Below are 17767 nucleotides of genomic sequence, written 5' to 3'. Positions count from 1 at the left end.
GAAGCGGAGCGCCCAGCCCCTACTTGAGGTGGGCGAAGACGACGAGGTTGTCGGTGTAGTCCTTGGCGGTGCGGTCGTAGTCGCCCGCGCAGGTGATGAGGCGGACCTGGGCCGAACGTGTGTCGCCGTAGACCCGCTCGTCGGGGAAGTCGTCCTTGGCGAAGGTCTCGGCGCTGTCGACGACGAAGGACGCCTTTCGTCCGTCCGCGCGCTTGACCTGGAAGACGTCTCCCTTTTTGAGCTCGGAGAGTTCGGCGAAGACGGCGGGTGCGGTGGCGGTGTCGACGTGTCCGGCGATGACGGAGGTTCCCGGCTCCCCGGGGGTGGGTCCTTTGGCGAACCAGCCGACGAGGTTGGTGTTGTCGGCGGGTGGGGGATTGAGCTGTCCCGTCTTGCCGATGGTGAGGTCGGTGAAGGGGGCGTCGACGGAGATCTTCGGGATGAGCAGCCGTACGGGCTTGGACGGGGGCAGGTGCTTGGACGCGGGCTGGCCGGCCGCGTGACCTGCGGGTGGTGTCGATACGGCGGTCCGCGCGGGAGGCGGCGGGCTCGCGGTCGTGGACGGCTCGTCGTCGCCGAAGACAAACATGGCCAGCACCGCGAGGGCGACGGCTGTCAGCATCAGCACGCGGCCACGGAGTCTCGGCTTCGCCGGGGCCGGATCGGTGTCGGCGCCGGGGGAGGGACGAGCGGTCATGGGGGAGTTCACCTCACCTGGGCACAGCAGCGGAACGCATCGGGACAGTCATTCGGGGACCACTGGGCCGCCACGCGGCGCACGCGTGGCGGCCGCGGTGGCTATGGCGTCGGGCATGGTCAGGCCGCGCTGCCGGTGGCCTTGCGGCGACGCGCCGCGTACAGGCCGGTGCCGGCGACCGCAAGGACCGCGAGACCGCCCGCGGTCACCGTGGGCGTGGCGAGTCCGCCGCCTCCGGTGTGCATGCCGCCCTTGGGCTTGTGGTGGTCGCCCTTCCAGGAGTCGTGGTCGCGCCCGTCCTTCCAGGAGTCGTCCTCGTGCTTGCCGCTCCAGTCGTCCTCCTTGTCGTGCTTCTTGCCGCCCCAGGAGTCCTCGCTGTCGTGGCCGAAGTCCCGGCCGCCGTCGTGCTCCTTGCTGAACGAGTTGTCCTCGTGGTCCCGGTCGCCATCGGCGGCGTAACCGCCGGGGGCGCCGAGGAGGAGTACGGCCGTGGCCCCCGCGGTGGCGAGCAGCGCGCGTGCAGAACGCATCTGAGATCCCTTTCTGCCGAGGGGCGGGTGGCTGACGTGGCATCAACTCGATCTGGTCCCGCCTCGACGTGATCCACGGTCAGCGCGGAATCAGGCGCCCGCCACTTGGGACGGTCCGCCGGGTGACGCACCGTCGGCTGCCTGGGGCACGCAGGGGCTCTCGGTACCCTCAGGGATCAGAGGTCGTCCACGTCGATCAGCCCGTCCTGGACGGCGCGGGCGACCAGGCTCGCCTTGGTCCGTGCGGGGCGGCCGAGGTTCGCGTACTTGATGCGCACCCGGTCCAGATAGGAATTGACGGTCCGTACGGAGATGTTGAGTCGCTGGGCGACCAGTTCCTTCGATTCCGACTGGAACCATTCGATGAGGACGTTCTCCTCGCGGGCGGAGAGCTGGGGGCGATCGGCGCGGGCGTTGGTTCCCAGGGCGCCGGCCAGTGCGGGCGGCATGTAGGGCCGGTTGTCGGCGGCCGCCAGCGTCGCCTCGACCAGGTGTTCGCGGCCCTCGCCCTTGGTCAGGAAGGTCGCGGCTCCCAGGTCCAGGCAGGTGAGTGCGGTCTTCTCGTCATCCCGCATCGTGTAGACGACCACCTGCCGTCCGGCGTCGACAAGTCTGCGCAGGGCGGCGAAGGCGGGGCCGCTGTCGCCCAGTTGCAGGTCCAGGACGATGACATCGGCGGTGCTGCCCGGAGTGGTCCAGGCGTCTCCTATGGAGCCGCTGGCCGCTATCACGGCGATGGGCCGTGGTGATGCGGCGTACCACATCTCCACGCCCGCGAGGATGGCGGGATGATCGTCAATGACGACCACGCTGACGGGTGAATCGTTGCTCATGCCGGGACAACTCCATCGTTCATCAAGCCGGGTCAACTTCCTGGGCCGCCGGTTTGCTCCAGCCGGCCTCGGCCCACACACTCTCGCCGCGCACAGTCCTGACCACGGTCACGTTCGAGTCCGAGGCATGGCCGTACGACGAGGCCGTCGTTTCGGTGTCGCCACCATCACCACCACTGCCGCCGTCGGCGCAGTCCACTCCGACCACGCTCACCCGTACCGCGCGGGGGGTCCATACGACGGTCACCCGCGCGGTGGAGCGGGTACGGGCGAGCACCACCGCCACCGGGTCGATCAGCTCCCTGCGTACCTCCACCGGCACCTCGCTGGGCCGGCCTCGCACGGCCAGGCTCACCGCCACTCCGTGCTGTTCGGCGACCTCGACGCAGGCCCGCAGTTCGTTGACCAGCGGGTCGGAGACGGCGTCGCCCTCGGCGAACAGCCGGCGCATACGGGCCGCTTCCACCCCGCACCGCAGTCTGACCTCCGTGTCCCGCGGGCTGAGCACTCCGTGGCCGAGGCCCACGAGCAGCGGCACGGTCGTCGCCGTCAGGGCACGACAGCGCTCCTTGTGATCACGCTGGATGTGCTCGTGGATGCGCTCCCGGGTGCGCAGTTCCTCCTCCCGCGCGGCGGCGGTCTCCGCGGCGGGTACCGCATCGTGGAAGAGACGGGTCAGCGCACTGACGGAGAGCTGGAAACCGCAGGTGGACACGGTGGCGATACCGAGGAGGGCCAACTGCACCCCGGTCGGTGACGCCGACAGGAACACCACGGCCGCGGTGAGCCCCACATGCACGCAGAGGAACGCCGCGAACACCCTGACCCGCAGGTCGGCCAGCAGGTACAGCGCATGCCAGCCGATCAGCCCGAACGCCCAGTCGGTCGGACCGGTCAGCCGTTCCGGCGGGAGCGTGAACGCGCACGTCGCCGAAGCGGCCAGTACCCAGGCCAGGCCGCACCAGCGCACGGTTGGCGGGATCTGCCGACCACGCAGCAGATAGGCGGCCCCGGTTGCCGCGACGGTGGCGAGGCAGACGAAGGCCGCTGTCTGGGCCCACGCAGGGCGGTACACGTCCCGGTAGGTGGTGAGCTGATGTAGCGAGATGGTGAACTGTGACGTCAGGCTGATGAGCAGCACGGCCAACTGGGCCCCGTGGAGCACCTGCCCGCGGATGAGGCGGACGACGGCCGAGTGCTGTGCCGGTGCGCGGTCCGGTGCGTGTGCGACCTGTACTTCGTCGCCCCCCGACTCCCCGGCGCGCTCGTGCCAACGCCACTGCACACGGGTCCCGGTGCCCGGATGCGAGGTGACGCGAGCCGATCCGCCCACCGCGTGCATCCGGCCGATGACGGAACCGGCGATGCCCCGACGCCTCGCCGGAACGGAGTCGGGGTCGAAGCCGCGTCCCGCGTCGGACAGCTCGACGACGATCGTGCCGTCCTTCTCCGACCATGCCCTGAGTTCCGCTTCCCCCACCCCGGCATGGCGAGCCACATTGCTGACGCCCTCCCGGACGCCGTTGAAGATGGCGAGCCCGGGGCCGGACGGAATCGCGAGCGGGCCGTCGATGACTGTCTTGAGCAGCACCCTGGCCGGTCCCTCACCCTCGGGCACGCAGCTCAGGAGCGCCGCGAGGTCGACGCTGCCCGTCTCGAACCCGGGAACGGCGGACAGCGCGTCCAGATCCCGTCTGGCACGCGGAGCGAGCCACGACCAGTCCCGGGCGCCCTGGGAGACCATCAGCAGGGTGGCGCACGCCGTGTCGTGCAGGGTCGCCAGGTGTTCGCGCTCGGTCGCCCGGCGCGCGGCGGCGACTTCGGCCTCACGGCGCGAGGCCGCCCAGGCCGCGGCCGCTCGGTCGGCCGCCCTGGCTCGCCCTCGCACGATGACGTACGCGGCCCTGGACAGGAATACCTCGACCAGGATGCGCGCCAGGGGCAACGACTCCAAGCTCTGTCCGGGCGAGGAGCGGATGTCGCCCAGCGCGCACGCCACAGCCCCCAGTGCGGCCAGCAAGGCCCCGGTCACCGGGCGCGTCGCCCACTCGTACTGGAACGTGATGACGCTGATGCCGACGATCGCCTCCACCATCACATCCGCGCCCTCACCCCCGAGCACCGGCTGAGACAGCCCGGCCAGCAGCAGCACGGCCGCGTCCGACGCCCACAGCAGGGCGAACGGGAGCGGACGGCGCAGCGACCACAGGCGCACCCCGCAGGCGAGGACAGCGGGCACCAGCAACGAAGCCGTCGGGACGACCTCCGTGGCATCCGCCCACACGAGGCCCAGCGCGCCGCACAGGCAGATCACGGTGGACCGGAGCCATACGCCGTACCGCTCGACGGTCACGTTCAACAGGCGCTCACTGGACCCGGGGCCGTCCAACGGCGCGGCTGCACCGCGCTCCTTCCCCCCGTGCCCCCCAAACCACATGCGACCAAAGGTAATTGACGAGGCGACCTTTCTCCGGGCACCCACACTTTGCCGCGCTGCTCATCAGCACCCTGAGCGGCTACTTCCCGCGCCGGTCAAGGTGCGTTCGCCGTATCAACGGCGAACGCACCTCTTTTGGCAGGCGGAGCGATGAGTGCTCGGAGCGTACGGGGTCTATAGATGTGGAGGTCACTGAAGCCCGCCCAGCTGTTCCCCCGCTGATCAACCACTCCGAGGAGAAGAACATGACCGCGACCTACACCTTCGACGTCTTTTCCAGCCTCGACGGGTACGGCGCCGCCGGCGGCGACTGGACGGGCTACTGGGGCAAGCAGGGCCCCGAACTGCTCGACCACCGCCTCGCCTTGTACGACGCTGAGCAGCGGATGGTGTTCGGGGCCAACACGTACCGCGCGTTCGCGCGGATGGTGGCGGAGAGCACCGAGGACTCCGACGTACGTGACCCCTGGGTCACCCGGATGAGGAATCTGCCCACAACGGTGGTGTCGACGACACTGGAAGGCCCCCTCGACTGGCCGAACGCGACGATCGCGAGCGGTGACGCCGTCGATGTCGTCGCCCGGCTCAAGGAGGAGTCGGACGTGCCGCTGCGCTCACACGGCAGCCTGTCGATGAACCGGGCACTGATGGCCGCCGGCCTGGTGGATCGCCTTCAGGTGACCCTCTTCCCCGTCATCACCGGCCAGACCGGCCTGGACGCGATCTTCCAGGGTGCCGCCGACTTCGACCTGGACCTCATCGAGCACCGCACACTGGACGGCCGTACCCTGGAACTCATCTACCGTCCCACCCGCCACGGAGGCGAAGGGTAGGGCTCGATCGCGGGCGTAGCAGGCCGATGCCGCCCTTTCCACCGGTGAGGGTGCAATGCCACCGGTCTCGCCGGACTGCCCGCTGCCGCCGGTCTACCGTACGGAACACGCACCGCGCCCGCCCGCCGCGGTCAGGTAGGGGAGGAACCTGTGACATCGCCCTGCGACCCCCAGCATGCCGCCGTCGGCGATGTGGGTGCAGCGCTCATGCTGAGGGACTCCCGGCTCAAGGCCATCTACGACGGCCGTACCGGGACCGACCCCGAACAGCAGCGGTTGATGGACCAGTTCACCGCGTCCCTGGATGCCAAGGGAGTGCAGGACCTGCTGGACGGCGCGTGCACGCTCATTTTCATGTACATGAAATGGCTGCGGCTGGCCTACGCGGACCACGGCAAGGACGTGATCGAGCACGTGATGCCCCACCTCGTGGCGAGCATGCGGATGATGCCCAGAAGTATCCGCCCGGAGGCCATCCCCACGATGGCGGGCCTGGTCATCGCGGCAGGGACGGACCTGAGCCCCAGTCTGTGGCGCAAGCAGTACGGAGACTGGACCGCGGACGAGATGCCGGCCCTGGAAGCGATCACCTACCTGCTCGCGGAACAGATCAACCAACTCACCGGCGACCGCGACTTCGCCACACGCCTGATCACCAACGCCCTGTCCCGCGCGGGCCAGTCCTGACCCACTGAAGGCTCATGCGTACCCGCGCAGGGCCTTGTGGGCGCCGTAGGCCTCGATGAGGCCTTGGATCGCCTCCAGGTTGTTGGAGAATCCGGCCGACCGCCACTTCGTCTTGCGGCCGTCGAGGTAGCGCAGATCGAGCCAGGTGGAGACGATCGCCGACGAGTCGGAACTGGCGACGCGCAGCTTCATGCCGGCCAGCTCCCGGAAGGCGACGATCGTGAGCGGTTTGCGTTCACTGATGTACTCGACGGCGCCGTCCGGCGTGATGACCAGCAGCGGGTCGGGATCGTCGGACGTCCCGCGGAAGAAGCCGGACAGCTTGCCCCGCCTCTTGGTGAAGACACGCCAGTCCGCCGGCGCGGCACCCTGGCGCGCCTGCCACAGGATCGTGCGCGGATCCGTCATGGCACCTCCGCAGGACAGGGGGGTCCACTCAAGAGAAATTGTCCGCTCAGGTCCGGACACGCGCCACCCCGCCCGCATGCGAGAAAGTTGCTGCATGTGGGTTGAGCGAGTGATCGAACTGACCGGGTGGGAGCCGCTCGGACTGTCCGTCGACTGGGCTGTTGTTGAGGGCGAGTTGGGGGTTCCGCTGCTGGCGGACTACAAGGAGCTCTGCGAGGCGTTCGGCGGCGGCGTCTTCAGCGACTCCGTGTCCTTTGTGGGGTGCGACGAGGATCCCGGTTTCGACCTCATGACGCAATGGCGGTCCTGGCTGGCCGTCGACCAGGACAGCACGTTCGGGAGCGTCTCCGCAGTCGATCCCCATGCGATCTACGCGCCGGGCGGCAAGGGGCTGGTCCCCTGGGGCTCCACCGAGTGGGCCGACGGCTACTTCTGGCTGATCGACGCCGATCTACCGCATCCTCGCCGATCCCGATTTCCAGCAGTTCGGGATCGCACGGTACGGCCTCGACCCGACGTTCGATCCCGGCTCCGACAGCAGCGAGTGACGGGGCGTCGTATCCAAGGTGGTGTACGTCCGGTGGCCGGCCGGCTCAGCTACTTCGGCGTCGCCGTCTGCTCGGTCTGGCGAAGTCCGGCCTGTGCGGCGCCGAGGGGGGTGTCTGAAGTCCGAAGGCTGCGACGGGGCCGTGGGCGCCGGGGGTGAGCGTGGTACCGGGGGCGGCGGCGTGGCTTGCGCCCCAGGCGAGGAGGGAGCCGGTCATCTCGTAGGGGTCGGGTCCGGTGAGCGCGGTCGTGGCCAGGGCGTGGCCGGCTGCGTCGCGGGCGACGGCAATGACGAGGGCTCGGCCGTTGGCGTCGGGTTCGCGCGTGGACCCGGGAAGACGGTGGGAGAGCTTGGTGACCGAGCTGCGGACCGCTGAGGTGTGCAGCAGGGGTGCGGCGAGGTGGGTGGTCGTCTGTACGAGGCCAGTGGCGCGGCCGAACCAGCCCAGGCCCACGCCGACGCTGTCGAGGTGGGGGAGGACTTCCGGCAGGCCGAGGTGTTCGGAGCCGCCGACGGTCAGTGCTCTTCGGGTGATGCCCGCGTAGCGGAACGACAGCAGGCGAGCGCCCGTGTGTTCGTCGGCGAGGTGGGCGGGGCCGCCGGTGCGCGGGCGTCGGTAGGCGAAGGCGTCCTCGACGGCGGCGCCGACGAGCGAGGCGCGCGTGCCGCCGGTGGTGAGGGTGTAGGCGTCGCGCAGGGTGCTGCGGTAGCGCCGTTCGTCGCCGTGGCCGGAGCGGGTGAGGAAGTAGCCGATCTCGACCCGGCGCGCCCGCTCGCCTGCCTCGGTGAGGGCCAGGGCCCCGGCGAGGTTGCCCGGCACGTAGTCATAGCCGAACGCCGGGACGATGCTCGCGCCTCGCGTGGCGGCGACGGCGTCCAGGGTGAAGGCTTGCCTGATGAAGGGCGGCTCTCCGGTGGAGTCGAGGTAGTGGGCTCCGGCCTGGGCGGCGGCGGTGACCGTGGGCAGGCCGAGCTGCGCGAACGGTCCCACGGTGGAGACGACGACGTCGGTGCGGTCGAAGATGCGGGTGAGGGCGGCTGTCGAGGTGACGTCGGCCTCGATGACGTCCAGATCGGCGCGAAGGCGCTCGGTCACCAACGGCCGCCAGATGTCCGTCATCCTCGGCGCCCCGCTCGCAGCCCGCGGCTTCGAGACCGTCGCCCTGGACAACCTCGGCTACGGCCTCACCCAGGTGAAGCCCGGGACGACCCCCTCATACGACGACTGGGTCGACCTCGTCGTCGACTTCCTCGTTCACGAGCAGTGCCGTGACGACCGCCCCATCGTCCTCTACGGGTTGAGCGCGGGCGGCATGCTCACCTACCACGTGGCCGCCAAGGCCCCCGCGGCACTTTGTGCGGCATCGTCGGGATGACCTTCCTGGACCAGCGCAACCAGCAGGTCCGCGACGAGACCTCCCACGACAAGCTCACCGCCCGAGCCGGCGTCCCCCTCATGGGCCTGCTCGCCAAGACACCGGCCGTCTCGCTGAAGTACCCCATGAGCCTGGCGTCCAAGATGTCCGCGCTCGCCAACGACCCGGCCGCGATGAAGGTCCTGATGAAGGACCGCACCTCGGCCGCGAACTGGGTGAGTGTCCGCTTCTTGGACAGCTACGCCAACTACACGCCCGCCGTGGGGCCGCAGGACGCCTGCCCCGTCCTGCTGACCCAGCCCGCCGAAGACCGCTGGACCCCGCACCACCTCAGCGAGCCCGTCCTCTCCCGCGTCACCAAGGTCCCCGTCGACACGGTCATGCTCGACAACGCCGGCCACTACCCGCTCGAAGACCCCGGGCTACAGCAGATGGAGAACGCCATCGCGGACTTCGTCACCAGAACCACCGTATGACCGAACCGGCCCCGAGGCGGTCGGCTGCCGCACTCGCACCAGCCCTTAGGGGTGTGTCCGGCAGGCGTTCCAGATGTGTTGGAGGAGGGCCGGGTAGTCCTCGCCGTAAGTGACCACTGCTGCGAACACTGCGTCGAGGGCCGCCTGGAGGGGATCGGCCTCGGCGGCGGCAGGTACGGCGGGTAGGGCCATGTGCGGCTGGGATATGGCGCGGGACATGGGTGGCGTGCCGATGGTGACCGCGAGGAGCTTCGACGAAGCGGCCTCTGCGGACGGATCCGGCGCCAGGGACGGCCTGGTGCTGACGCCACTGACCACGGCGTTGGACATGACCACGCTGCTTGTGTGGGAACCGTCGTGGCCCGGTGGCTGGAACGGGGGCCGCTTGGGTGGCACGGCCTCGCCCACGGTTCGACCCGGGACGCGTGGATCGGAGGCCATGGTGTCCCACATCCGTTCCCAGTTGTCGAAGGGCGACGGCAGCCCCCGTCCTTCGGTCAGTGCGGCGAGTGCTTCGGCGACCCAGTCGAGGTCCGCGAGACCGGCGGCCTCGCAGGCGAGCCGTGCCGCCAGCACGGCAACCGCGCGCTGGGTGTCGGGACCGGCGGCGTCGAGGGCGTGGACGAGCGCCGGATCGTAGGGGAGGAGCCCGCGCACATTGCCACGGATGTTGCGCAGGGTCTCGCTGGGCAGTTGCCCGCCCCACTCCCATCGTTCGTAGGCGAGTTGACGCTCACTCTCCTTCTGCTCCTGCGCCAGACGAGCCTGACGTTCGGCCTCGGCAAGTGCGGCGGGGGAGGGCGGGGCAGGCTGCTTGCGGGCGTAGTCGTGCCAGTAGGCGGCGATCTTGGAGGTCTGCTTCACGATGCGGTCCGGCTCCGCCGCAGCGGGCCAGAACTGTAGGAGATAGCAGTCCTGTTGGGGCTCCTTGTCGAGCCGGGTGTCGAGCTCGTTGGCCGCGTCCATGCCCTTGGCGCAATACCGCACGCGGTAATCGATCTCCTCCAGACCGAGCTGCCAGGAGTCCTCGCCGGCCCACTGCACGAGTGAGGAGTCCTGCGAGACGGGGCGGAAGGACGCCTCCACGACCTCCTCCCAGGCCGGATCCAGCGGGGGCGCCTGGTCGTGTACCTCGACGGTGAATCCGACGTGGCCCGTGTGCAGCCCCGTCAGCAGGAACAGGGCACCGGGGACCGCCGCTCCGCACAGCCCGGCCCGCTGCCCGGCGAACGCGTCCCCGAGCTCCACGCCGAAGTCGTCGGGATCGCTCTCGACGTAGATCTGGCCGTAGTGAACGTGTACTTCGCCATCGACAGGCCTGCGCACCAATGCCTTCATTGCCTCTCCCACTGCTTCCCCCGCCTCACGGAACGGGCCATATCCGGGAGAGTACGGCCCACCACTGACATCGATGCCGATACTCGCTCCGGTGGCTGCGCGGGCACCCGTGGCGCGAAGATGCCGGATCGTCTTGCGGTCAGCCGTGTGCGGGGCCGTGGCTCCCTCCCCGTTCGCGATGCGGTACACCTCGCGGCCCTGCCCCTCACCCCGTTCGCCACCAGCCGCAGCACAGCGGGCCGCAGCCTCGTCGACGTCGTCCTCGGCACCATCCAGGCACCATCCAGGCACCGACCGGCTCCTACGTCGACCGCAACCGCGCGGACCGCTCGTCGCAGGAGTCCTACGACCCACAGCGCGAGCGCGAACTCTGGGAGGCAGCCGAACGGTTCACGGCGGCGTAGACGTCGTGCCCTCCGCTGCTGCTGTAGGGCTGTGCGGTCCTGACCCTCGATGGCAAGATCAACCTGCTCGGGCCCGCGCGTGCAGTGACGCACACCGACGAGAGGAGTGGTGCCAGGTGAGTTTCCCCCACGGGGACTTCGGCGACTTGGGCGACTTCGGCGAGGAGGCCGAGGAAGTACGCCGCTTCTGGACTGGACTCGACCTTCCCGGACTGATCGACGTCCACACCCACTTCATGCCCGAGAGCGTCCTGCACAAGGTCTGGAACTACTTCGATACCGCCGGGCCCCTGGTCGGCGGGCTGGAGTGGCCGATCGCCTACCGCAGGCAGGAGGCGGAACGGACGGAACTGCTGCGGGCGTTCGGGGTACGGGCCTTCACCTCGATGCTCTACCCCCACAAGCCCGGCATGGCCAGGTGGCTGAACGAATGGGCGGCCGACTTCGCCCGTCGCACGCCCGACTGCCTGCACACCGCCACGCTCTACCCCGAGCCGGACGTCGAGACGTACGTCCGCGAGGCCGTCGAAGCAGGGGCGCGCGTGTTCAAGGCGCACGTACAGGTCGGAGCGTACGACCCGGCCGATGAACGTCTCCAGCAGGCATGGGGGTTGCTCGCCGACGCCGGTATCCCCGTGGTGGTGCACTGCGGCTCCGGGCCCGCGCCCGGCAAGCACACCGGCTCCGAGCCCATCGCCAGGGTGCTGGCTCGCCACCCGGAACTGCGGCTGATCGTCGCGCACATGGGCATGCCCGAGTACGCGGAATCCCTCGACCTGGCCGAGCGGTACGACGAGGTGCACCTCGACACGACGATGGCGTTCACGGACTTCACGGAAGGCTTCATGCCGTTCCCGCGCCAGGACCGGCCGCGCCTCGCCGAACTGGGCGACCGCATCCTGCTCGGCTCCGACTTCCCCAACATCCCCTACCCCTACCTGCACCAACTCCACGCCCTGGAGCGCCTGGACCTGGGCCGCGACTGGCTGCGCGCGGTGTGCCACGACAACGCGGCGCGACTGTTCGGGCTGTGACACGGGGCCGGCCGCATCGCGCATCAGGTGCGGTCCCCGAACAGCGCCATCAGGTCGTGATCCAACTCGACGTCCACGGCCTCCTCGCCCGGTGCGACGACCGAGTGCGCGCGGGTCAGGAAGCGGCGCAGGACCTCGGTCGCGAAGCGCAATCTGGCCATCCCCTGCGGCGCGGAGAGTTCCACGACGGTGTGGAACGAACCCTCCGGCCTGACGCACACACTCCCGGCCCCGGTCGCCCTGACCAGCCCCTCGGTCAGCAGCTCGCGGGCGAACGCCCAGGTCGCTGCCTTGCCGTCGAGGGTGACGTGGGACGGGAAGCCGAGATGGACGGCCAGCGGATCGGAGGACGTGTAGCGAAGGGTCACGGGGATGGGGCGTGAACCGCCCGGGGTGAGCAGTTGGGCGCCGGTCGAAACTTCCAGGGTGACGTACATGGCGGGGGCTCCATTGTGTGTTCGGCGGCAGCCGCGGGTGAGGCTGTTGAGCCGTAAGAGCACGCATGGGGCTTCGCATTACGCAGCTTCAGGCGAGCATTTTATGTGACCTACGCCACACTCCTGGTCTTGGTTGGGCTGACAGGTAAATCGTTTCTTCTCTCGTGTCCGGCTCGTTGACCCCGCTATGGAACCGGAGATGGAAGACGACATGCCCTCGGTCCCCGCACGGCACAGGAGACCCCTGGAATCGCCGTGGAGTGCGGCACGGACGCGGATGGTGCTGCTCGCCGTCATCGTCGGCGTGATCGTGGCCGGTGTCTGGGTGATGCTCGGCCGGAGGGACGTCTGAACCGTGTGGCGACGGGGGTTCCGGCGGCCCGGTCATCGCCTGCCAAGGCACGCATCCCGATCTTGCCGCACTTTTATCTCGGGCTCTTTCTGGGAGAATTAGCAGGTCGTCGCGGGAGCGCCGAAAATGCCTCCCGGTCGGGCCGGAGTTCCTTGACGTACCCATGGTCGGAATGGTATTTTCTTCTCGTTTTTCAGGCGAGAAGCGTAAACCTGTCGAAGCCCCCGCATGCGGGGGCTTTCGTGTGCCTTCTCGCCTTCATGAGGTATTCGAGAGAAATCTCAAGCTTCCCAAGGAAGGGAAAATCTATGTCCATTTTCACGGAAAGAAGAAAATACGTATGCCTGTCCGTACGGCCGAGACGAAGACGCGTCAACTCCTCGCATTTGCCCGCCACTTTGCTTGGCCTGCACTTGCCCTTGCGTGGAGGTCGGTGACCATTTTTGCGCTGTTCTGGGCCCTGCCTGTCGGATGGCAGTTCCTTATGGTGCGTGAGGCGGTCCTGCTGGTGCAGGAAGTGAAGAACCTGTACTCCGCATGGGTGGAGTGGCGCTCTCGTTGCGCGCTTGCAAATACGTAAGTAATTGGAAGATTTATGAATGAGGGAATGCTACCCTCTGGTGGCATTCCCATTTGGTTCTCTGGTTTGCGGAATCCCGCGATTAGGAGAGTCGGTGAATGCGTGTGCTGTCGGCGTGGAGGTGCGGATGTGCACGTGTCCATTCACGGGTGGGTGGCCCCGGCTGAAAGTGTCGGGGCCTTCCTCGGTGATCCGCTACTGGATGACCTCGTAGATCTCCTTGTCGCCGGTTGCCGCGTAGCTGTTGAACGTTTTGATCAGCGACTGCACGTTCTCATCCGGACTCACGAAGAACCCTCGCTCCATGGTGAAGTACTGGTCGAGGCTGTCGAATTCCCATTGGCAGACGACCGTGTCCATGGGGCCGGCGTAGTCGACGTAGATGCGCCGGTTCGTATACCCGGCTTCTTCAAACGCTGCGGTGAGGGTCTTGAACGCCGCCACGATCTCCGGCGCTTTCCCTCGTTCGGCTCTGAACACCTCGCGCATCATGTACACGACGCGACCGCCTTTCCGTTGCGGGACATGAATTCCATGGACAGTGGCTGCTGCCGCACCGGAGGAGGGCCGATACGGCTGCCGTCGCCATGGTGGCAGTCACACTGCTGAGCGGCTTGTACGCCACGCGCAACCTGGTCGTAGAAGTGTCAACCCCCGGCAACCGTGCGCTCAAGCTGTGAGTGGTGGGAGCCAGGGGTTACCGGTGAGGGCGTCGCGGATGGCGCGCATGGCTGAGTGCCCGTGGGCGCGGGCGGTGGTCAGGTAGGAGCGGATGCGTAGGTAGCGGCGGGCGCCGGGTAGTCCGCGCCAGCAGCCGCTGACTTTCATCTTGACCTTGATGTCTCGTAGTGCTTGCTCGAATGCGTTGTTGGTCCAGGTCAGCCCTGGGGTGAAGTCCCAGGTGAAGCAGAGGACTTGGTGGCTCTTGTCGCGTAGCCGCTCCGCGAGCTGGCGGCCTTGCTCTTCTTGGTGCCCGGTGGGTGCGGGTTGATGGAGATGCCACAGCGTCGGTCTGGCCGAACTCGGCTGCGATGCGTTCCTGCTCGCCGGGCGGCAGGCTGGTGTCACCGTCGGCGCGGGCCTGCTCCACCGCCCGCCCGGCTTCGCGCAGTACCCGCTGGGCGGCTTGGGCCCAGGCGGCGCGCTCGGCGTCCGGGGCGTTGTCGATGACACCCTGAAGGTCCCTCAGGATGTGGGCTCGGCAACCCTCGCTCGCAGCTCGGCGTTCTCCGCCCGCAGCTCATCGATCACGCGGGCCTGCACGGCGACCGGCGCGGCAAGCTCCTCGTACGACGGTCGCATCGACACGACCAGCAATCTACCGTGCCGTCAGACACCAAAGATCAGCAGGTCACGGCCACCCGGGAATGGATACATGTGCACGCCTCCGGATTTCGCGGAGCTGAGCCGGTGCGGCCGTTCGTGAAGGGGGTGCTCACCGGTAAGGCGCAGGCTCCCGCCGAAGGGCTGCCCGCCCGCGGCCGCGATGACCGCCACGACGTAGAAGGCGGTCGTCACGGCGGCCGAGGGATGCGACGTAGTCCTGGCGACCGGTCTGCTCCCGGCCGCGGCCGGCGCCGGGACGGCGGCCGAACACCCTCAACGTCCAGGTCCCACAGCGTTCGGTTGTCGGTCACGCCGGGCGGGAACGGGCGACCCGGCTGCTCGAACGGCGGGTGGTGCGGCGAGGGCAGGTAGGCGGGGAAGTCGGCGACGAACACGTAAGGGATGCCCGCCCTGGCCGGCCGCCGACCCGCTCCCGAGTCCGTGGCTGGAGCCGGCGGACGTCGAGGCGGTCCGGGCGCAGGGCCGCCGTGTGCTCCCGTCCCGCGGCTGGGTCGATCTGGCCGTGGCCGACGACCAGGACGACGGCTGAGCCGTCGGCGAGGCCAACCACCACGCCCCGTTCCCATGTGTCGCTGCCGCCGTCGTCCACCACGGTGGCGCGGGCACCACGACCGCCGCCGCCCTCGCCGGTGCGCCCCAGGTCGTCGTACCCAGATGGCGGACCAGCCGTGCTGGGCCGGCCGCGTGGCCGACCTCGGCATCGCGCGGCACACGACGGCCCGAACCCGACCTTCGAGTCCCTGTCGGCCGCTCTCGGTGTCGCCCTCGCGCCCGAGACCCGAGCCCGGGCGGCCGCTGCGGCCGACGCGATCCGCACCGACGGCGCGGCCGTGGCCGCGAAGCTCCTGCTCGACAAGGTCGGCTGAGGAGGCTGCCCGACCAAGAGGACCGCCATCCGACGGTGGCGGGCCTCTTCGTGGCATGCGTAATGATCCGCGCGACCCCCACCGGGTGAGCCGTGTCTCACTCCGCCGGCGTTGCTATGCAACGAGGTGCATAGGAAGATCGTGGGCATGGCGCTCGAGCACGCGATCCTCGTTTCCCTGCTGGAGAAGCCGGGCTCCGGCTACGAGCTGGCCCGGCGGTTCGAGCGGTCCATCGGGTACTTCTGGACCGCCACCCACCAGCAGATCTACCGCGTGCTCAAGCGCATGGAGAGCGACGGCTGGATCGACGTCCGGGACGTGGTGCAGTACGGGCGCCCGGACAAGAAGGAGTACTCCGTCGCCGGGCCCGGACGGGCCGCGCTCTCCGTGTGGCTCCACGAACCGACCGAACCCGAGAGCGTGCGGCACGACTTGGCGGTGAAAGTCCGTGGCGCCGCCTTCGACGATCCGTCCGGCCTCATCAGCGAGGTCGAGCGGCATCGGCAAGCGCACACGGACCGCCTTGCCCACTACCTCGCGGGCGAGACCCGTGACTTCGGGCAGCCATCCGCGGACGACGGTCCGCTCGACGCCGAACGGGAACTCCAGCACGTCGTGCTGCGCGGCGGCATCGCGTACGAACGCATGATGATCGCCTGGCTCGACGACGTCCTCGCCACACTCGCCCGCTTCGGCACCGATCGCTGATCACTGATCACGGATCGCTGATCACAGACCGGCGGCCGAGCCAGCCCCCGGGATCCGCACCCGGACCCGGACCCACCCTCACCCCTCCCAGCCGAAAGGCGGCACCCATGGCCGACGCGCTGCTCTTCAACCCGCGGACCTACGACCCCGCGCACTTCGACCCGGAGACCCGCAGGCTGCTGCGCGCCACCGTCGACTGGTTCGAGGAGCGGGGCAAGCGCCGGCTGATCGAGGACTACCGGACCCGCGCCTGGCTCGGCGACTTCCTGGCCTTCGCCGCAAAGGAGGGCCTCTTCGCGACCTTCCTCACCCCGGCCTCCGCCGCCGGAGAGGGCGAGGGCGACAAGCGCTGGGACACCGCCCGCATCGCCGCCCTCAACGAGATCCTCGGCTTCTACGGCCTGGACTATTGGTACGCCTGGCAGGTCACGATTCTCGGCCTCGGCCCCGTCTGGCAGAGCGACAACCCCGCCGCCCGTGCCCGCGCCGCCGAACTGCTCTCCCAGGGTGAGGTGTTCGCCTTCGGTCTGTCCGAGAAGACCCACGGCGCCGACATCTACTCGACCGACATGCTCCTGGAGCCCGACGGCACCGGTGGCTTCCGGGCCACCGGCTCCAAGTACTACATCGGCAACGGCAACAAGGCCGGGCTCGTCTCCGTCTTCGGCCGCCGCACCGACGTGGAGGGCCCCGACGGCTACGTCTTCTTCGCCGCCGACAGCCGCCACCCGTCGTACCACCTGGTCAAGAACGTCGTCGACTCCTCGAAGTACGTCAGCGAGTTCCGCCTGGAGGACTACCCGGTCGCTCCGGAGGACGTCCTGCACACGGGTCGCGCCGCGTTCGACGCCGCCCTCAACACCGTCAACGTCGGCAAGTTCAACCTGTGCACCGCCTCGATCGGCATCTGCGAGCACGCGATGTACGAGGCCGTCACCCACGCGCAGAACCGCATCCTCTACGGCCGCCCTGTCACCGCTTTCCCGCACGTGCGGCGCGAGTTGACCGACGCGTACGTCCGGCTCGTCGGCATGAAGCTGTTCAGCGACCGCGCCGTGGACTACTTCCGCACCGCGAGCCCCGAGGACCGCCGCTACCTCCTCTTCAACCCGATGACGAAGATGAAGGTGACCACCGAGGGCGAGAAGGTCATCGACCTGATGTGGGACGTCATCGCCGCCAAGGGCTTCGAGAAGGACAACTACTTCGCCCAGGCCGCCGTCGAGATCCGCGGTCTGCCGAAGCTGGAGGGCACCGTCCACGTCAACCTGGCGCTGATCCTCAAGTTCATGCGCAACCACCTCCTCGACCCGGTCGCCTACGAGCCCGTCCCGACCCGACTCGACGCGGCCGACGACGACTTCCTCTTCCGACAGGGCCCGGCCCGCGGCCTCGGCTCGGTGCGGTTCCACGACTGGCGTCCGGCCTTCGACGCGTACGCCCACCTGTCCAACGCCGCCCGGTTCCGCGAACAGGCCGACGCGCTCTGCGAGTTCGTCCGCACCGCCGCTCCCGACGAGGAGCAGAGCCGCGACCTCGACCTGCTCCTCGCCGTCGGGCAGCTCTTCGCGCTCGTCGTCCACGGGCAGTTGGTCCTGGAGCAGGCAGCCCTCGCGGGCCTCGACGAGGACGTGCTCGACGAGCTGTTCGCCGTCCTCGTACGCGACTTCTCCGCGCACGCCGTCGAACTCCACGGCAAGGACTCCGCGACCGAGGCGCAGCAACTCTGGGCGCTCGGCGCGGTGCGGCGTCCGGTCGTCGACGGGGAGCGCTCGGAGCGCGTCTGGCAGCGCGTGGAGGCGCTGTCGGGCGCGTACGAGATGATGCCCTGAGCCTTTGACGCGATGTCGACCACCTCACGGATCGCGGAGTACACC

The 17767-nt window shown here is 68.9% G+C and carries 19 protein-coding genes and 1 pseudogene; 10 read left to right on the top strand and 10 right to left on the bottom strand.

Features of this window, described 5'->3' with window-relative positions; genetic code table 11:
• Window positions 1-19: 19 nt before the first annotated feature.
• From BN159_RS02495 to BN159_RS02480, 4 genes are all read right to left on the bottom strand, one after another.
• Entirely contained in the window at window positions 20-697 is a 678-nt protein-coding gene (locus tag BN159_RS02495; protein WP_015655311.1) for a class F sortase, read from the bottom strand.
• A 119-nt stretch (window positions 698-816) separates the two neighbouring features.
• Entirely contained in the window at window positions 817-1227 is a 411-nt protein-coding gene (locus tag BN159_RS02490) for a hypothetical protein (protein WP_015655310.1), read from the bottom strand.
• Between the two features lie 176 nt (window positions 1228-1403).
• Window positions 1404-2060, bottom strand: a complete 657-nt coding sequence (locus tag BN159_RS02485; protein ID WP_015655309.1) for a response regulator — start codon at window positions 2058-2060, stop codon at window positions 1404-1406.
• 22 nt (window positions 2061-2082) lie between these two features.
• Window positions 2083-4413 carry a sensor histidine kinase gene (locus BN159_RS02480; protein ID WP_231905689.1) on the bottom strand — a complete coding sequence of 777 codons (2331 nt, stop codon included), beginning with the start codon at window positions 4411-4413 and terminating at the stop codon, window positions 2083-2085.
• A gap of 329 nt (window positions 4414-4742) precedes the next feature.
• On the opposite strand from BN159_RS02480, the gene BN159_RS02475 reads away from it, so the two are divergent.
• Both BN159_RS02475 and BN159_RS02470 read left to right on the top strand, forming a co-directional pair.
• Entirely contained in the window at window positions 4743-5330 is a 588-nt protein-coding gene (locus tag BN159_RS02475; protein WP_015655307.1) for a dihydrofolate reductase family protein, read from the top strand.
• Between the two features lie 150 nt (window positions 5331-5480).
• Window positions 5481-6017, top strand: coding sequence for a hypothetical protein (locus BN159_RS02470; RefSeq protein WP_015655306.1), 537 nt, complete (start codon window positions 5481-5483; stop codon window positions 6015-6017).
• A gap of 12 nt (window positions 6018-6029) precedes the next feature.
• Here the strand turns inward: BN159_RS02470 and BN159_RS02465 are convergent, their stop codons facing one another.
• Both BN159_RS02465 and BN159_RS02460 read right to left on the bottom strand, forming a co-directional pair.
• The gene (locus tag BN159_RS02465) at window positions 6030-6425 is read right to left on the bottom strand and encodes a hypothetical protein (protein ID WP_015655305.1); all 396 of its coding nucleotides are present in this window, start codon (window positions 6423-6425) and stop codon (window positions 6030-6032) included.
• Window positions 6426-7018: 593 nt separating this feature from the next.
• Window positions 7019-8092 (bottom strand): saccharopine dehydrogenase family protein, encoded by a 1074-nt coding sequence (locus BN159_RS02460; protein WP_162146265.1) that lies wholly within the window; start codon window positions 8090-8092, stop codon window positions 7019-7021.
• Here BN159_RS02460 and BN159_RS46545 point away from each other — a divergent pair.
• Together BN159_RS46545 and BN159_RS46540 are read left to right on the top strand one after the other, a co-directional pair.
• Window positions 8082-8348, top strand: a complete 267-nt coding sequence (locus BN159_RS46545; RefSeq protein WP_015655303.1) for an alpha/beta hydrolase — start codon at window positions 8082-8084, stop codon at window positions 8346-8348. The two genes, BN159_RS02460 and BN159_RS46545, sit on opposite strands and share 11 nt — an antisense overlap.
• Window positions 8345-8824 (top strand): alpha/beta fold hydrolase, encoded by a 480-nt coding sequence (locus BN159_RS46540; RefSeq protein ID WP_015655302.1) that lies wholly within the window; start codon window positions 8345-8347, stop codon window positions 8822-8824. Before BN159_RS46545 ends, BN159_RS46540 begins: the two co-directional genes overlap by 4 nt.
• A 45-nt stretch (window positions 8825-8869) precedes the next feature.
• Here the strand turns inward: BN159_RS46540 and BN159_RS02450 are convergent, their stop codons facing one another.
• On the bottom strand, window positions 8870-10162 hold the full coding sequence (locus BN159_RS02450; protein WP_015655301.1) for a hypothetical protein: 1293 nt from the start codon (window positions 10160-10162) through the stop codon (window positions 8870-8872).
• Window positions 10163-10682: 520 nt separating this feature from the next.
• Between BN159_RS02450 and BN159_RS02445 the strand changes: the two genes are divergently transcribed.
• Entirely contained in the window at window positions 10683-11600 is a 918-nt protein-coding gene (locus BN159_RS02445; protein ID WP_015655300.1) for an amidohydrolase family protein, read from the top strand.
• A 23-nt stretch (window positions 11601-11623) separates the two neighbouring features.
• On the opposite strand, the gene BN159_RS02440 is transcribed toward BN159_RS02445, so the two are convergent.
• Window positions 11624-12037 (bottom strand): SsgA family sporulation/cell division regulator, encoded by a 414-nt coding sequence (locus BN159_RS02440; RefSeq protein WP_015655299.1) that lies wholly within the window; start codon window positions 12035-12037, stop codon window positions 11624-11626.
• Between the two features lie 199 nt (window positions 12038-12236).
• Between BN159_RS02440 and BN159_RS45630 the strand changes: the two genes are divergently transcribed.
• Window positions 12237-12389, top strand: a complete 153-nt coding sequence (locus tag BN159_RS45630; RefSeq protein ID WP_015655298.1) for a hypothetical protein — start codon at window positions 12237-12239, stop codon at window positions 12387-12389.
• Between the two features lie 163 nt (window positions 12390-12552).
• Window positions 12553-12969, top strand: a complete 417-nt coding sequence (locus BN159_RS45625; protein ID WP_157901065.1) for a hypothetical protein — start codon at window positions 12553-12555, stop codon at window positions 12967-12969.
• 195 nt (window positions 12970-13164) lie between these two features.
• On the opposite strand, the gene BN159_RS02435 is transcribed toward BN159_RS45625, so the two are convergent.
• Both BN159_RS02435 and BN159_RS47400 read right to left on the bottom strand, forming a co-directional pair.
• A complete protein-coding gene (locus BN159_RS02435) occupies window positions 13165-13461 on the bottom strand; it encodes a hypothetical protein (RefSeq protein WP_157901064.1) in 297 nt (98 codons plus the stop codon).
• A 693-nt stretch (window positions 13462-14154) separates the two neighbouring features.
• Window positions 14155-14277: a hypothetical protein gene (locus tag BN159_RS47400; RefSeq protein WP_269450983.1), complete on the bottom strand. Its 123-nt coding sequence runs from the start codon at window positions 14275-14277 to the stop codon at window positions 14155-14157.
• A gap of 478 nt (window positions 14278-14755) precedes the next feature.
• Between BN159_RS47400 and BN159_RS46860 the strand changes: the two are divergent.
• The 3 genes and pseudogenes from BN159_RS46860 to BN159_RS02415 form a co-directional block, all read left to right on the top strand.
• Window positions 14756-15182: pseudogene (locus BN159_RS46860) on the top strand (nucleotide disphospho-sugar-binding domain-containing protein); the annotation flags it as partial.
• Window positions 15183-15329: 147 nt separating this feature from the next.
• Window positions 15330-15890, top strand: a complete 561-nt coding sequence (locus BN159_RS02420) for a PadR family transcriptional regulator (protein ID WP_015655293.1) — start codon at window positions 15330-15332, stop codon at window positions 15888-15890.
• 107 nt (window positions 15891-15997) lie between these two features.
• Window positions 15998-17722, top strand: coding sequence for an acyl-CoA dehydrogenase family protein (locus BN159_RS02415; RefSeq protein WP_015655292.1), 1725 nt, complete (start codon window positions 15998-16000; stop codon window positions 17720-17722).
• The last annotated feature ends 45 nt before the right edge of the window (window positions 17723-17767 follow it).

Origin of the sequence: Streptomyces davaonensis JCM 4913 (assembly GCF_000349325.1) — a bacterium.
GTDB lineage: Bacteria > Actinomycetota > Actinomycetes > Streptomycetales > Streptomycetaceae > Streptomyces > Streptomyces davaonensis.
Note: the sequence above shows the minus strand (reverse complement) of the source record. Positions and strands in the feature narration are given on the sequence as shown.

Excerpts from the sequence above, each read along its gene's own strand:
- BN159_RS02495 (WP_015655311.1), bottom strand. The coding sequence starts at position 697 with ATGACCGCTCGTCCCTCCCCCGGCGCCGACACCGATCCGGCCCCGGCG.
- BN159_RS02490 (WP_015655310.1), bottom strand. The coding sequence starts at position 1,227 with ATGCGTTCTGCACGCGCGCTGCTCGCCACCGCGGGGGCCACGGCCGTA.
- BN159_RS02485 (WP_015655309.1), bottom strand. The coding sequence starts at position 2,060 with ATGAGCAACGATTCACCCGTCAGCGTGGTCGTCATTGACGATCATCCC.
- BN159_RS02475 (WP_015655307.1), top strand. The coding sequence starts at position 4,743 with ATGACCGCGACCTACACCTTCGACGTCTTTTCCAGCCTCGACGGGTAC.
- BN159_RS02465 (WP_015655305.1), bottom strand. The coding sequence starts at position 6,425 with ATGACGGATCCGCGCACGATCCTGTGGCAGGCGCGCCAGGGTGCCGCG.
- BN159_RS46545 (WP_015655303.1), top strand. The coding sequence starts at position 8,082 with ATGTCCGTCATCCTCGGCGCCCCGCTCGCAGCCCGCGGCTTCGAGACC.
- BN159_RS02460 (WP_162146265.1), bottom strand. The coding sequence starts at position 8,092 with ATGACGGACATCTGGCGGCCGTTGGTGACCGAGCGCCTTCGCGCCGAT.
- BN159_RS46540 (WP_015655302.1), top strand. The coding sequence starts at position 8,345 with ATGACCTTCCTGGACCAGCGCAACCAGCAGGTCCGCGACGAGACCTCC.
- BN159_RS02450 (WP_015655301.1), bottom strand. The coding sequence starts at position 10,162 with ATGAAGGCATTGGTGCGCAGGCCTGTCGATGGCGAAGTACACGTTCAC.
- BN159_RS02440 (WP_015655299.1), bottom strand. The coding sequence starts at position 12,037 with ATGTACGTCACCCTGGAAGTTTCGACCGGCGCCCAACTGCTCACCCCG.
- BN159_RS45630 (WP_015655298.1), top strand. The coding sequence starts at position 12,237 with ATGGAAGACGACATGCCCTCGGTCCCCGCACGGCACAGGAGACCCCTG.
- BN159_RS45625 (WP_157901065.1), top strand. The coding sequence starts at position 12,553 with ATGGTCGGAATGGTATTTTCTTCTCGTTTTTCAGGCGAGAAGCGTAAA.
- BN159_RS02435 (WP_157901064.1), bottom strand. The coding sequence starts at position 13,461 with ATGATGCGCGAGGTGTTCAGAGCCGAACGAGGGAAAGCGCCGGAGATC.
- BN159_RS02420 (WP_015655293.1), top strand. The coding sequence starts at position 15,330 with ATGGCGCTCGAGCACGCGATCCTCGTTTCCCTGCTGGAGAAGCCGGGC.
- BN159_RS02415 (WP_015655292.1), top strand. The coding sequence starts at position 15,998 with ATGGCCGACGCGCTGCTCTTCAACCCGCGGACCTACGACCCCGCGCAC.